Source organism: Zooshikella harenae, from assembly GCF_018837975.1.
Classification (GTDB): Bacteria; Pseudomonadota; Gammaproteobacteria; order Pseudomonadales; family Zooshikellaceae; genus Zooshikella; species Zooshikella harenae.
Map to the genome: position 1 here is coordinate 103,373 of NZ_JAGSOY010000002.1, position 14,348 is coordinate 117,720.

General features: G+C 41.5%; 9 protein-coding genes. 7 read left to right on the forward strand and 2 right to left on the reverse strand.

Translation table 11 applies throughout. The features are described from left to right. Nucleotides 1-8 precede the first annotated feature (8 nt). Both pdxJ and acpS read left to right on the forward strand, forming a co-directional pair. Nucleotides 9-761, forward strand: coding sequence for a pyridoxine 5'-phosphate synthase (pdxJ, locus tag KCG35_RS01405; RefSeq protein WP_373687347.1), 753 nt, complete (start codon nucleotides 9-11; stop codon nucleotides 759-761). Continuing rightward, the gene (acpS, locus tag KCG35_RS01410; protein ID WP_215817877.1) at nucleotides 758-1,135 is read left to right on the forward strand and encodes a holo-ACP synthase; all 378 of its coding nucleotides are present in this window, start codon (nucleotides 758-760) and stop codon (nucleotides 1,133-1,135) included. The genes pdxJ and acpS overlap by 4 nt, the downstream gene beginning before the upstream one ends. 91 nt (nucleotides 1,136-1,226) lie before the next feature. Here acpS and barA read toward each other — a convergent pair whose 3' ends face one another. Then, entirely contained in the window at nucleotides 1,227-4,061 is a 2,835-nt protein-coding gene (gene barA / locus KCG35_RS01415) for a two-component sensor histidine kinase BarA (RefSeq protein ID WP_215817878.1), read from the reverse strand. A gap of 402 nt (nucleotides 4,062-4,463) precedes the next feature. On the opposite strand from barA, the gene cysM reads away from it, so the two are divergent. From cysM to mazG, 4 genes are all read left to right on the forward strand, one after another. Then, nucleotides 4,464-5,357, forward strand: a complete 894-nt coding sequence (gene cysM, locus KCG35_RS01420) for a cysteine synthase CysM (RefSeq protein WP_215817879.1) — start codon at nucleotides 4,464-4,466, stop codon at nucleotides 5,355-5,357. Nucleotides 5,358-5,637: 280 nt separating this feature from the next. Next, nucleotides 5,638-6,999, forward strand: a complete 1,362-nt coding sequence (gene rlmD / locus KCG35_RS01425) for a 23S rRNA (uracil(1939)-C(5))-methyltransferase RlmD (RefSeq protein WP_215817880.1) — start codon at nucleotides 5,638-5,640, stop codon at nucleotides 6,997-6,999. A gap of 134 nt (nucleotides 7,000-7,133) precedes the next feature. Continuing rightward, nucleotides 7,134-9,380 carry a GTP diphosphokinase gene (relA, locus tag KCG35_RS01430; RefSeq protein ID WP_215817881.1) on the forward strand — a complete coding sequence of 749 codons (2,247 nt, stop codon included), beginning with the start codon at nucleotides 7,134-7,136 and terminating at the stop codon, nucleotides 9,378-9,380. Between the two features lie 87 nt (nucleotides 9,381-9,467). After that, nucleotides 9,468-10,286: a nucleoside triphosphate pyrophosphohydrolase gene (mazG, locus tag KCG35_RS01435; RefSeq protein ID WP_215817882.1), complete on the forward strand. Its 819-nt coding sequence runs from the start codon at nucleotides 9,468-9,470 to the stop codon at nucleotides 10,284-10,286. 147 nt (nucleotides 10,287-10,433) lie between these two features. Here the strand turns inward: mazG and KCG35_RS01440 are convergent, their stop codons facing one another. Continuing rightward, on the reverse strand, nucleotides 10,434-10,775 hold the full coding sequence (locus tag KCG35_RS01440; RefSeq protein WP_215817883.1) for a type 1 pili tip component: 342 nt from the start codon (nucleotides 10,773-10,775) through the stop codon (nucleotides 10,434-10,436). Between the two features lie 741 nt (nucleotides 10,776-11,516). On the opposite strand from KCG35_RS01440, the gene ppc reads away from it, so the two are divergent. Then, on the forward strand, nucleotides 11,517-14,150 hold the full coding sequence (ppc, locus tag KCG35_RS01445; RefSeq protein ID WP_215817884.1) for a phosphoenolpyruvate carboxylase: 2,634 nt from the start codon (nucleotides 11,517-11,519) through the stop codon (nucleotides 14,148-14,150). Nucleotides 14,151-14,348 lie beyond the last annotated feature (198 nt).

The following is a 14,348-nucleotide window of genomic DNA, read 5'->3' on the forward strand; positions in this document are numbered from 1 at the left end:
ATAAAGCAGTGATTCCATTTCAACGAATACAGTTAGGCGTAAATATCGATCATATTGCTACAATACGTCAGGCGAGAGGTACACGCTATCCTGACCCAGTTCAGGCTGCACTTCTTGCGGAGGAAGGAGGTGCGGATGGGATCACTGTGCATTTAAGAGAGGATCGACGTCATATTCAGGAGAGAGACATTACTATCCTGAAGCAGGTCTTACAGACGCGAATGAATCTGGAAATGGCTGTCACGGAGGAAATGCTTAACTTTGCGGCTAAGGTTTTACCAGAGCATGTTTGCCTGGTACCTGAAAAGCGACAAGAGTTAACAACTGAAGGTGGGTTAGATGCTGTTAAACATTTTGACCAGGTAAAGCAGGCTTGTCTGCGACTTGCTGATCACCAAAGTGAAGTTTCGTTATTTATTGATCCTGACATCGCACAAATTGATGCCGCTATTGAGTGTGGTGCACCTGTGATTGAGTTACATACTGGGGCTTTTGCTGATGCAGTAGGTAATGGCGAGCAGCAGCAGGAATTTAATCGAATTAAGCAAGCAGCAAAATATGCTGCAGATAAAGGCTTAGTTGTTAATGCGGGTCATGGGCTTAATTACCAAAATGTTGAAGTTATTGCAGCGTTACCCGAAATTAATGAGTTAAATATTGGGCATGGTATTGTTGCTCGCGCACTATTTACAGGACTGAAAAGTGCTGTGACTGAAATGAAGCAATTGATGCTGCAAGCACGAGGTTATGTGAAAGCATGATTATTGGGGTAGGGACTGATATTGTAAAAATCGAGCGTATTGCGGATGTAGAATTGCGTCTAGGGAATCGTTTTGCACGTCGTATTTTAACACCCAGTGAGTTACAGCGTTATCAGTCTCACCCTAAGCCCACAGCCTTTTTAGCTAAACGATTTGCAGTGAAAGAGGCTGCGGCTAAAGCACTAGGGACAGGTATTGCACAGGGTATCTCCTGGCAACATATTCATGTTAATAATAATGACCTAGGTGCTCCCACAATACACTTTTCAGATCAGGCATTAATAACGCTGGAAAAGTTAGGAGGGAAACACTGTCATGTTTCCCTTGCGGATGAGCAGGATTATGTTGTTGCATTTGTGGTACTGAGTGCATGATAACAATTAAATATTCTGTGATTTTCTGACTTTTTCAAAAATATACATATAGTAAAGGATTTACTCAAAGCTTAGTTTTAACGCTAATTTTTTATTGAGTCGTCTGATGTTGTTTATTCCACTGTAATAGTTGTTCAGTTTGTTCAATTAACTCTTCCATCGCACTTGCAACTTTTCTTCGTTCTTCTTTATTATTCTCTGCCGCTTTTAAAATGGACTCCATGTCATGGCATGCTTGACGAAGAAATGGAACACCACAATAACGTGTAGCGCCATGAAGTCGATGAACTTGCTCAAGTAATTTATCCCAGTTTTTTTCTCGATAAAGTGAGCGAATTTCATCCCTGTCTTGTTCCAAGCCTGCGAGTAACATATTCAGCATATCTTGTGCTAAATCTTCTTTCCCTCCAGCTAATTTAATGCCCTGGGCCATATCGACGATGCCAGAACTATCATCAAAAGAATGATGTGAAGATGTTGTTTGTTCATCAGTACTTTCTAGAGGGGCCACATGAAGTCCGGTCCATTTTTTTATGACGTGCTGAAGTTGGTTCTCATTGATAGGCTTAGTCATATAGTCATCCATGCCTGCCAGTAAAAGCTGCTTTTTTTCTTCCGCTAAGGCATGAGCAGTGAGAGCTATGATGGGAATACGACGTTCGCCAAGCTCTCGTTCTCGAATGCGCTTAGTAGTTTCCAGACCGTCCATGCCTGGCATTTGAACATCCATAAAAATTAAATCAAAGTGGTATTGTTTAGTTTTTATAATCGCCTTTGTTCCTGAGTCAACAGCAGTGACTTTAGCGCCTAAGTCTTCGAGTAAAGCAGATACTAATTTTAAATTAGCCGGATTGTCATCAACTGCCAGGATATGTGGTTGTCGAGTAATAGCTTGGTTTATACGCTTAGCAACATGTTGGTGTTTACTTCCTGGGCTACTGGGTTGCTCCATAATGAAATAGGATAAAGCACGATATAAGCGGTTATAGCATAAAGGTTTTACGATACATAAAGCATTATTATTATTTTCCAATAGACGATTTATTGAAGCTTCTTTGTTGGTACTGGCTAAAATAATTAAATGCGTATTTCGGTTCGCGGCTGCTTTTAATAATTGGCGGATAACATCTAAATCAGTATATGAAGGATGATGACTGACTAACGCAATATCATAAGGATTACGATCATAGCGTGCCTGCTCAAGAAGTTGCGTTAATTCGTTTGGGTCATAGCATTGAGTAACATCCAGATCAAAATCTCGGAGCAAGTGCATAATGGCTTGTGCTGCAAGCTCATGATGCTCATACATAATAATCCTGCTGCTAGATAGCGCCGGAAAATGCTCTTTAATTGCTGGTTCATTTGCAATTGGCACAGTGATCGTAAACCAGAATGAGGAACCTTTACCCAGCTCACTTTCAACACCCACCTCACCTTGCATTTTTTGCGCTAGGTGTTTGGAAATAACTAAACCTAAACCAGTTCCTCCAATGTTTCTTGTGGTTGATGTATCGGCTTGAGAGAAGGCTTTAAATAGCTCATTCTGCTGTTCTTTAGAGAGGCCAATGCCAGTATCGGTTACGCTGATTTTTATAGTAACTTTGTTATCTTTTTCATCTTCTAACATAGCTCGAATAACAATAGAGCCATCATTGGTAAATTTAATGGCATTACTCACCAGGTTGGTAAGAATTTGTTTCAAACGGAGTGGATCACCAATAAGCTGAGTAGGCGTATCAGAGTATATTAAGGGGACGAGTTCCAGTGATTTGTCATGAGCTGCGGGTGCGAGGATTGTTAAAACTTCTTCAATACTTTCTCGCAAGTTCATTGGAATACTTTCAAGCTCAAGTTTGCCAGCTTCGATTTTTGAAAAATCTAATACGTCATTAATAATGGCGAGTAGATTTTCTGAAGATTTTTGTATGGTTGATAAATATTCACGTTGGCGTTCAGTCACTTTTGAGCGAAGTAATAAGTTGGTAAAGCCAATAATGCCATTTAGTGGCGTTCTTATTTCGTGGCTCATATTGGCTAAAAACTCTGATTTAATACGACTGGCTTCTAGGGCTTCTTTTCGAGCCATATCCAGCTCGATGTTTTGAATTTCAATTGTTTCTAGCGTTTCTTGTAAGTCTTTAGTTGACTGTTCAATATTTTGCTGCATTTCTAAATGTGCGCGTTGCAAGGATGCAACCATGGCGTTTATGCCTGACTCTAATGTTTTGAGTTCGCCAGCTGTTTCGGAATTAATACGTGTATCAAGATTGCCATCACGGATATGAGCGACAGCATTGATAATTTTTTGTAATGGTTCAGTAATATGAATTCCTAAACGGAAGGCGAGAAATAGGTTAATTAATATTCCAGAAATAATGAGCAAAGTACTGGCTAATATCGTTTGGTATTTTTTTAATTCTGTATTTGCTCTGGAAAACTCAACTTCAATCCAGCCTAAAAAAACGCGTTTACTTGAAAGCTGTGCGTTACTCCTTAAATCGTGATTAAGTGCATGAGCCTGCCTTGTGAAAACAGGAAGGGCAATATGTATTGTATCTTTTTGAATTGTGGTTTGCTGGTTATTGGGTGGATGTTTCATGTTGGACAAATGCTGCGTTAGCATTCTTGGGCCTGCATGAATCACTGGTTGCTTTTCATGTGAGTAGAGCGTAATTGAACGGACGTCATTTTTTTCTAATGCCGAGCTAGCGAGACGTTGCAATAGCTTATTATTATCAAGTTGTAAGCCGTATTCACTCATGGGCACAAGTTGTTCAACGGTTGCTTGGCTGCGTTCCAGCAACAATGTATCTAAATCATTTAAGCGGGCAATAGTAAAAAAGACACCTAATACCAGTGAGATGCTAATCGTTGGTAGTAGTGCTAAAGCGAAAACTCTACTTTTTAAGCCCTTATTACGAAACATAAACAATCCTTTAGGGATCAAAATTTGATCACATTACTTATCAAGTAAGCCTTACTACTGCCTAAAAATCGTTGGATTGGACTTATGTATTAACTTCTAGGTGTTATGTGATCAACTATCAGGTCGCAATTGGAGTATAGCGTTATTGAGCGGGGATTAAGCCATGACTCTAAAAAGGGTGCAAGTTTATAACTATTAATGACAGGTTTTTATGGGTTAGATATATATATCCAAATGATTCAATTATTTTGTTTTAAATAGCTTATAAGAATAATGATATAGTTAATTAGTATTAACATTTAATAATCAGGGTAGGTACCATTTGTGGTATTGCAGGTCAAGTAATGTGGTTGAGCCGGCTTGACTGAAGAACTTTCTTTTTAATTAGAAGGACTTTTGGTTGTGCAGAATGACTATCCTACCATTGACTCGTTGATTGGCAATACGCCATTAATTCGCCTGCAACGGTTAAATGCAGGCCATAACAATACCATTCTGTTGAAAATGGAAGGGCAAAATCCTGCTGGCTCAGTGAAGGATAGACCTGCACTTAGCATGATTAATGAAGCAGAACAGCGGAGCTATGTGCATCCTGGTGATACATTGATAGAGGCCACAAGTGGTAATACAGGCATCGCATTGGCTATGGCGGCAGCAATCAAAGGCTATCGCATGGTTTTAATTATGCCTGAAAATATGACCGCAGAGCGGCGGGCGGCAATGACGGCCTATGGGGCGGAGATTGTTCTGGTCGGCAAAGAAGAAGGTATGGAAGGTGCCAGGGATTTAGCTGAACAAATGCAAAAAGAAGGTAAAGGGGTGGTGTTAGATCAGTTTGCTAATGAGGATAACCCCCTTGCCCACTTTAAGGGAACTGGCCCTGAGATTTGGCAGCAAACTCAAGGACGAATAACACATTTTGTCAGTGCTATGGGGACAACAGGCACAATAATGGGTACTTCGAGATATCTTAAAGAAAAAAATCCAGCGATTGAAATTGTTGGTTTACAGCCAGAAGAAGGCTCTGCAATTCCAGGAATTAGACGTTGGCCTAAAGCCTATTTACCTAAAATTTTTGATGCTTCTCGCGTTGATCGAGTACTTGATATTGCCCAACAGGAAGCGGAAAGCATGACAAGGCGTTTAGCTCAGCAGGAAGGGATACTTTGTGGTATTTCCTCTGGTGGTGCTGTTGCGGGTGCTTTACAGGTAGCATCAGTTGTAGAAAATGCCACAATCGTAACGATTATTTGCGATCGAGGAGATCGATATTTATCAACAGGCATCTTTGGCTAAAAACATAGAAAAGCTGTGAGGCATCAACCCCTGCTTTTTGTTTAAAGCGTTTAGGGCTGCCTCATTTAGCTATTTTGTTTATAATGGTGCGGTTAGTAACAATCATAGTGTTAACATTGGAAAAAATGTAAAACGCTAAACCATGCCGCTTGATTAGACTTCTGCCCTTTGAGGGTGTAGTGGAGTACAGCAATAGCTACACATACACCTTGTAATATCTTCTCAGTGCGGGTAGTGATGATAACAGTATTGGGAATAGCTGCTTTTTAGCTTACTCACTATGAAAAAACGCACCTCTGTTCAGTTTTATTCATCCCATTCAACACGCCAGAAAAACAAGCCTTTACCCTCTGTAACAGCCCTTCGTGTGGAAAAACTTTCTCATGATGGACGAGGTATTGCTTACTGGCAGAAGAAACCCATTTTTATCAATGGAGCATTACCCAATGAGTTAGTTGAGGTTGACATTACATCGAATCGTACTCGATTTCTTGAGGGGAATGTAAAGTCGTTGCTGGAATCGGCACCATCACGTATTTCGCCAGAATGTAAGCACTTTGCAGCATGTGGAGGGTGTCACTGGCAATTTGTAGCGGCAGAGCAGCAGCTTGTGTGGAAACAGCAAGCGGTTGTTGAGCAAATTCAACGCATAGCGAAGACTGAGCCAGAGACTTTATTACCTGCTATATGTAGCCAGCCATGGGGGTATAGACAACGAGCAAGGCTTGCTTGTCATGTGGTAAAAGGCCAGTTACAGCTAGGTTTTCGTGGCTTGCAGTCTGAACAAATTGTAGAAGTTACTCATTGTTTGACATTAACACCTCAGCTACAGCAACTACTTGAGTCTTTAAGAGCACTATTAACTGGTTTGAGTGGTAAGCGATGCATAGGCCATATTGATATTGCTCAAGGTGATGCCGAAGTGGGGATAGCGTTGAGGTTGATTAAACCATTGCCAGATGAGGATACTCAGCAGCTTGAACAGTGGTCCATTCATCATAATGTGAGTATTTGGTTGAATACAGGCACTGGAAGTGAACCTGCTCCGTTACGACCTGAACAGCCAGAAGCACTGTTTTATACCCTATGCCAAGGGCATATCCAGTTAAGCTTTTTACCGACTGACTTTATACAAGCAAATCAGAGCATCAATGAGGCAATGGTTAGTCAAGCGATTGATTGGCTACAACCTAAAGCAGGGGAGGCGTTACTCGATTTATTTTGTGGTATTGGTAATTTTACCCTACCGTTAGCGCAGTACACTGGTGTTGATATTACTGGCATTGAGGTGAGCGCCTCAGCACTTAAACGCTGTCAAATGAATGCTCAACTTAATGGGATCGCTAACATTAGGACTTATCAGGCCGACTTATCTGCACAACAGTCTCTGTCTCATTGCTTAGGAGGGAAGTCCTTTGCCGGCATTTTGTTGGATCCTCCTCGTGCCGGAGCCTTAGCGGTGGTTAGTCAAATCGCCGAATTAAAATCACAGCGAGTGGTCTATATTTCCTGTAATCCAGCAACGCTCGCGAGGGATACTGCTGAGTTGGTTAAGCATGGCTATAAGCTCAAGCAGTTAGGGGTACTTGATATGTTTCCCCACACAGCCCATATAGAGTCAATGGCACTTTTTACTCGGTAATCTGTAATATTGGGTGGAGTTAAAGAGAGGTAAATAGTGTGTTAGGACTTGTACTTTAGCGAAGTGTACTGTTCCTTAATGTAACAATGATAAGAACGATTCCAAACAATAACCCTTAAAACCACAAGGCGAATATGGTTAAGGTTAGAGAAGAACATCCAGTCCATTCTGATGGCACAGTTGATTTGGATGCATGGTTGCAACGTATTCAAGCAGAAGTCGCGACTGATGATGATACGGCATTACGAAAAGCGTGCGAAATAAGTCAGCTTGCAGAAAGAGAGAGTCGAAACAGTCATCATAGCTGGGAAGGAACCAGTAGCTTTATTACTGGCCTGGAAATGGCTGAAATTTTAGCGGGCTTGAAGCTGGACCAGGAAACATTGATTGCCGCGGTTTTGTATCGTGGGGTTAGAGAAGAAAAGTTAACGTTGGAGTATGTAGAAAAAAAGTGTGGCTCTGGGGTTGCAAAACTTATTGAAGGTGTACTAGGCATGGCAGCCATTATGGCTGTTCAGCCTCGAAGTGGTGGTGCGGTTTTAGGTGATCGATTGGGCCAGCTTGAAAAGGTCCGAAAAATGCTGGTTTCAATCATTGATGATGTGCGTGTTGCACTGATAAAACTGGCTGAACGAACATGTGCAATTCGCGCCGTGAAACAGGCGAGTAAGGATAAAAAGCGTAAAGTTGCTCAAGAGGTTTTTAATATTTATGCCCCGCTTGCTCACCGGTTGGGTATTGGTTACATAAAATGGGAGCTGGAAGATTTATCATTTCGTTATCTGAAACCTCAAGACTATAAAAAAATAGCTCGGTTGTTGGATGAAAAGCGGATAGATCGAGAAAACTATATAAAAAATGTGGTGGGCCAGCTTCGAGCATCAATTGCCGAGATGAATATTAACGCAGAGGTTAATGGGCGGGCTAAGCATATTTATAGTATTTGGCGCAAGATGCGCCGGAAAGGAATCGATTTTAGAGATGTCTATGATGTTCGTGCTGTTCGTGTACTTGTCCCCCATGTGCGAGATTGTTATGCGACGCTTGGTGTTGTTCACTCGCTTTGGCGACATATTCCCCGAGAGTTCGATGACTATATTGCAACGCCTAAAGAAAATGGTTATCGCTCACTTCACACCGCAGTGATTGGTCCTGAAGGTAAAACCTTAGAAGTACAAATTCGTACTCATGATATGCATGAAGAGGCTGAGTTGGGCGTTTGCGCACATTGGCGCTATAAAGGAACGGACTTAGGCTCAGGCCGCGATAGTTATGAAGAAAAGTTAGCTTGGCTACGACAAGTACTGGAATGGCAGGAAGAGCTGGGCGATATCGAAGGCCTTCCCGATCAGTGGCAGGCCGCCGTTGAAGCAGACCGAATTTATCTGTTCACTAAAGATGGGCATGTGGTGGATTTGGCCGTTGGTGCAACCCCACTGGATTTTGCTTATCGTATTCATACTGAAGTAGGTCATACCTGTCGTGGAGCAAAGGTGGGTGGCAAGATCGTTCCCTTGACCCATAAGCTTAAGACCGGCGATCAAATTGAAATTATGACTACGCCAGGTTCTACACCCAGCCGTGACTGGTTAAACCCTAATCTGGGGTATCTCACTACATCACGTGCACGTGCGAAAGTTATTCACTGGTTTAAGCAGCAGGATAAAGAACAAAATGAGCTGGCAGGACGACATCAGTTAGAAGCTGAGTTCAAGCGGTTAGCATTGCGCCAAATTAACTATGAAGAGCTTGCCCAACAGGTTAACTATAAAGCGGCACCTGATATGTTTGCAGCTGTCGGCGCAGGTGACTTAAAAGTTGCACATGTTATTAATGCTGCACAACGTATTTTGGCACCTGATGAAGCTAAAGAGTTTATGTTCCTTACCCCAAGGCAGCCAACACCACAAAAAAGTCAGGATGCTGGTGTCGTTGTACAAGGGGTGGGTAATTTATTGACACATATGGCGGGTTGCTGCCACCCAGTACCTGGTGATGCCATCATTGGCTATATTACTTTTGGTCGAGGTGTAACCATTCACCGAATGGATTGTGCCAATGCAGTTCAGCTTCAGGAGCAAGAACCTGAACGTATGATTGAAGTAGACTGGGGGGGGACATATGAGGAAACCTACCCTGTCGATGTTGCAGTTCTTGCTTATGATCGTCCTGGGTTATTGCGAGACATCACCGTAGTGCTCGCTAATGAGCGTGTAAATGTATTGGCAGTCAATACTCAGTCAAATAAACACGATAATTTAGCACGTATGCAACTCACTATCGAAGTGCCTAGTTTACAGATGCTTGGGCGTGTGCTTACACGTATTAATCAGTTACCTAATGTAATTGAAGCCAATCGGCATCGACTTAAGAATCACTAGTAGTAAATGCAAATTAGTACAGTACCGTACTGGTAAGCTTAAACAGTAAGTGTACTTTAGGCTGTATTTTTAGGAGACCTGTCAAGTATGTCGCATTACACGATGGATGATTTATTGTATTTGATGGCACGATTACGTGATCCTGCGACAGGTTGTCCTTGGGATATTAAACAAACGTTTTCGACAATTGTTAATTATACGATAGAAGAAGCTTATGAAGTGGCGGATGCCATTGAGCATGATGATTTTCAACACCTTTGTGATGAGCTTGGAGACTTACTCTTTCAAGTGATTTTTTATGCACAAATGGGGGCTGAGAAAGATTATTTTGATTTTGACAATATTGTACATCAGCTAGTCACTAAATTAATACGCCGTCATCCTCATGTTTTTCCTGATGGTGAACTCAAGGCAAACCAGAATGAAGCTGAGCGAGCGAGTGTCACTGATTTAGATGTTAAAGCAAGTTGGGAACACATTAAAAAACAGGAACGCCTTAAAAAGAATAAGAGTCAGGTACTGGCTGATATTCCGTTAAGCTTACCTGCCTTAAAACGAGCGCATAAATTACAGTATCGGGCTGCACAAGTTGGGTTTGATTGGTCTGATTATAAACCTGTACTTGATAAAATCAGAGAAGAACTTATTGAAGTTGAGTTGGCCATAGAAACAGGCAAAGAAGAACATATTCAAGATGAAATTGGCGATCTTATTTTTTGTTGCGTTAATTTAGCAAGGCACTTACAGGTTGATGCAGAACAGGCGGTACGTCAGTGTAATGCAAAATTTACACGGCGCTTTAATTATATTGAAGCGCAGCTTGCAGCTAATGAGCAAGACTGTAAAAGCAGTTCACTTGCAGAAATGGACTACTTATGGAGACAAGCGAAAGAAAAAGGTTTGTAAAGGCCTTGACTGTCTAATTTAAAAAGTTTCTCTATAAAATGGCTAAGCGTAAGTTAATGGCATTTTGCCAGCCACCTTCACAGGAAAGTGGCTGGCTTTTACTCATTCGATTATGATTAAACTGGATTATTTTACAAAAACGTTTACCTAATGGGTATCAGGTAAACTTTCTTTAAATGTCTTTAAATGCTTTTTGGATAATTCAAGGTACTTTGGGGTTGGACCAATATCTTCGTAAAGAGGGTTACCTTCTTCATCTTCAGCAACAACAAGTTGGCCTTCCTGATAGGGGAAAGAGCGTTCTAATTCATCCAGAGCTGCATGTAGTAAGTCACGAATAATTTCTTCTATGTGGCGGCGTGGGTACATTTCACTAAGCGCGGCAAGACGAGCGGCATCTTCCAAAGGGAGCTTGATACAGAATGAATCCTGAGTAACCGCTCCTCGCGCAGAGTTTTCCCATTCATTAATTAAATCTTTAATACTCATTGTATGGTTCACTTTAATCGTATGGGCACTATCTAAAAATACGCCTTTTCACCTTTACAAGGTAAATGTAGCACGCTGGCTTTTATGTATCCTTTATACATCATTCCATATGGTGCTGATTTATATTAACAAAAAGAGCTATTTATAGAGGTGCCTCTAATTTGTATGTTTTGGACGTTTTTTATCGATACTATCCTTTATGTTTATCTTAACTAAACGAAAGTTAAAATTAAAATGTTTCTGCTCGAAAGAAGGACTTTATTAGACTTTACCTTTTGCTCTGTAGAGCAATTCGTTGATTTTTTTTAGTCTAGCGTTTCTTTATAGAGACAACAAAGTGATTATTGAAGTAATAGCGTTAAATAAGTGGCGAAGACTCTTATTGGTGTGTACTTGGCAAGTAATATAACCTTTACCTCCTGAAATTGAGTACATGATACGGTTATGACGTAACCGCTTATTTATTGTTTCACGCAAGATTAAAGCTAACTTACATTAAATTTGTCATAGAATTTATGCTGGTTATAACCTGCCTAAGGCAATATTCACGTTGTATCTCCAGCATTGTTTGGTCTGTGGGGGGGCTATCTTTAGTACACAGATTCCTTTAGGCTATGTAAGTTATCCATATTCTTGGGTACGCGCCCTTCACTATGGGGAGTGTCTGTAATTTTTGTCTGTTTTTAGTCACCTGGTTTGTTTTTGGGTAAGCCAGATTGCTGTTTATTTGGGGGAAGGTTAATGCCCGATACACATGCTGCGCTACGTAATAATGTACATCTTCTTGGTGAGTTATTAGGTAATACCATCAAGGAGCATTTGGGGGAGCAGTTTTTAGATAAAATTGAGTTGATCCGGCAGCTCGCAAAAGCAAGCAGAGCAGGAAGTAAGGCGGGTCTGGAAGCGCTATTAACTGAGCTTAAAGGATTAACAGATGATGAGTTGCTGCCTGTAACACGTGCTTTCAACCAGTTTTTGAATCTAGCGAATATTGCAGAACAATACCACACTATTTCCAAGCATTCGCAGCAGTGTCCACTTGAGTTAAACCCTATAGCTGAATTACTCGATCAGCTGCTTGCACGTCAGTTTAGTGCCGACACAATTATCGAAAATCTATCAAAACTTAAAATTGAGTTGGTATTAACAGCCCATCCTACAGAAGTAACTCGTCGTACACTGATTAAAAAGTACGAGGAAATTGCTAACTGTTTGTATGTTAAAGACCATCACTATTTGTCAGGTGCTGAAGAAGAGCAACTGATTCATCGTTTACAGCAGTTAGTCAGTCAGGCTTGGCATACGAATGAAATACGTGAGGAGCGACCAACTCCTGTCGATGAAGCCAGATGGGGATTTGCAACAATAGAGTACTCACTTTGGCATGCTGTCCCACGGTTTTTACGCCAACTGAATCAGCAGTTAAAACAGCGTATTAATCGAGAATTACCCTTGGATATTTCACCTATTCGTTTTGCATCATGGATGGGTGGGGATCGTGATGGTAACCCCAATGTGACTGCTGCAATTACCCATCAGGTTTTAATGTTAAGTCGCTGGATGGCTGCAGACTTATATTTGAGAGATATGGATACCCTTATTGGTGAGCTGTCAATGAATGAGTGTAATCAACATTTATTGATGGAGGTCGGTAATCAAAGTGAGCCTTACCGTGCATTACTTAAGCGGCTTCAGACCCGTTTACGGGTGACGCGTGATTGGGCTGAAAGTGCTGCACGTAACGATATTGAGCCTACAGCTGATGTATTACTTTATAAAGAGGATTTATTAGCGCCATTAAAGCTGTGCTATCAGTCGCTGCAGGATTGTGGGATGCATGTTATTGCGAATGGGCCATTATTGGATACTTTATACCGTGCCCACTGCTTTGGCTTGAACTTGATTAAGTTGGATATACGACAAGACAGTAGTCGTCACAGCGATGTGATTGCAGAACTCACAAACTATCTAGAGTTAGGTGATTATACCGCCTGGACGGAGGAGCAAAAACAAGCCTTTTTGTTAAAGGAACTCGCCAGCAAGCGTCCTTTATTACCTTGTCAGTGGCAGCCTTCAGCGGATGTTAAAGAAATTATAGACACCTGTCGTGTTCTGAGCCGTCATGAGCCTCATGCCATTGGTAGCTACATTATTTCCATGGCTAAACAGCCATCCGATGTGTTAGCCGTTATTTTGTTATTGAAAGAATGTGGTGTTCAACACCGAGTACCGGTTGTTCCTTTGTTTGAAACACTGAATGACTTGGCAAATGCTGATGAAGTTATCAAGAATCTCTTAGGGGTGAGTTGGTACCGTGATTATATCCAAGGTAGTCAAGAGGTGATGATTGGCTACTCAGATTCTGCTAAAGATGCAGGTATGCTGATGGCTTCATGGGCGCAATATCAAGCTCAAGAGAAGTTAGTTGATATTTGTAAGAGGGCAGGGGTGAAGTTGACCTTGTTCCATGGTCGGGGAGGAAGTATTGGTCGTGGGGGGGGGCCTGCTCATGCGGCTATTTTATCGCAGCCTCCTGGTTCTATTGGTGAAAGGATGCGGATCACAGAACAGGGTGAGATGATCCGCTTCAAGTTTGGCTTACCTAATGTTGCAGTTAGAAGTCTGGCGTTGTATACCAATGCTGCTTTGGAGGCTAAGCTGATACCACCTCCTGTGCCAAAAGATAGTTGGCGAAAAATGATGGATGGCTTAACAGAGACATCATTAGATGCATATAGTGCTGTCGTTAAGGAGAACACTGATTTTGTTGCCTATTTCCGTGCTGCAACACCAGAGCAAGAACTTGCCAAGCTCCCTCTGGGTAGTCGACCTGCAAAGCGAAGATCATCAGGTGGTTTGGAAAGCTTACGGGCTATTCCCTGGATATTTGCCTGGACACAAAACCGTTTGATGCTACCGTCATGGCTGGGTAGTGGTGAGGCGTTACAGCAGGCACTTGATAATAAGCAAGAACCATTAATACGAGAGATGATGTCTGAATGGCCATTTTTTAGAGCCAGAGTCAATATGTTAGAAATGGTCCTTGCAAAAGCTGACTTATCATTAGCTGCTTATTATGAGCAACGACTTGTCCCTGAATCTCTGCAGCCATTAGGCGAAGAACTACGCTACCGTTTAGCAAGTACTGTAGAAGTTGTACGTTACCTGAAGAACGTACATGACTTATTAAGTGATGAGCCTTGGATTCAACAGTCTATTGCTTTGCGAAATCCCTATACTGATCCACTTAATGTATTACAGGCAGAGCTACTGTTTCGTTTACGTCATGAAACAGAAAATATTAAGCCTTTTGTCCCTCAGGCATTAATGGTGACTATTGCGGGGATTGCTGCAGGTATGAGGAATACTGGTTAATAGCAATCAATCTGTCTGCTGCAAGGAGGCAGCAGGTGGGCTTATAAATTGCTTTAATTTTGTGTTTTACCTCGGCTAAATATGAAAAATGATCCCTCTGTATTTAATAAAAAGTAATAAATTCTGCAAACTAATCAGTTTTAACTAACTATAATAAACTGTAATGGAGACAACTATAACCACCACTATAGGTTATAG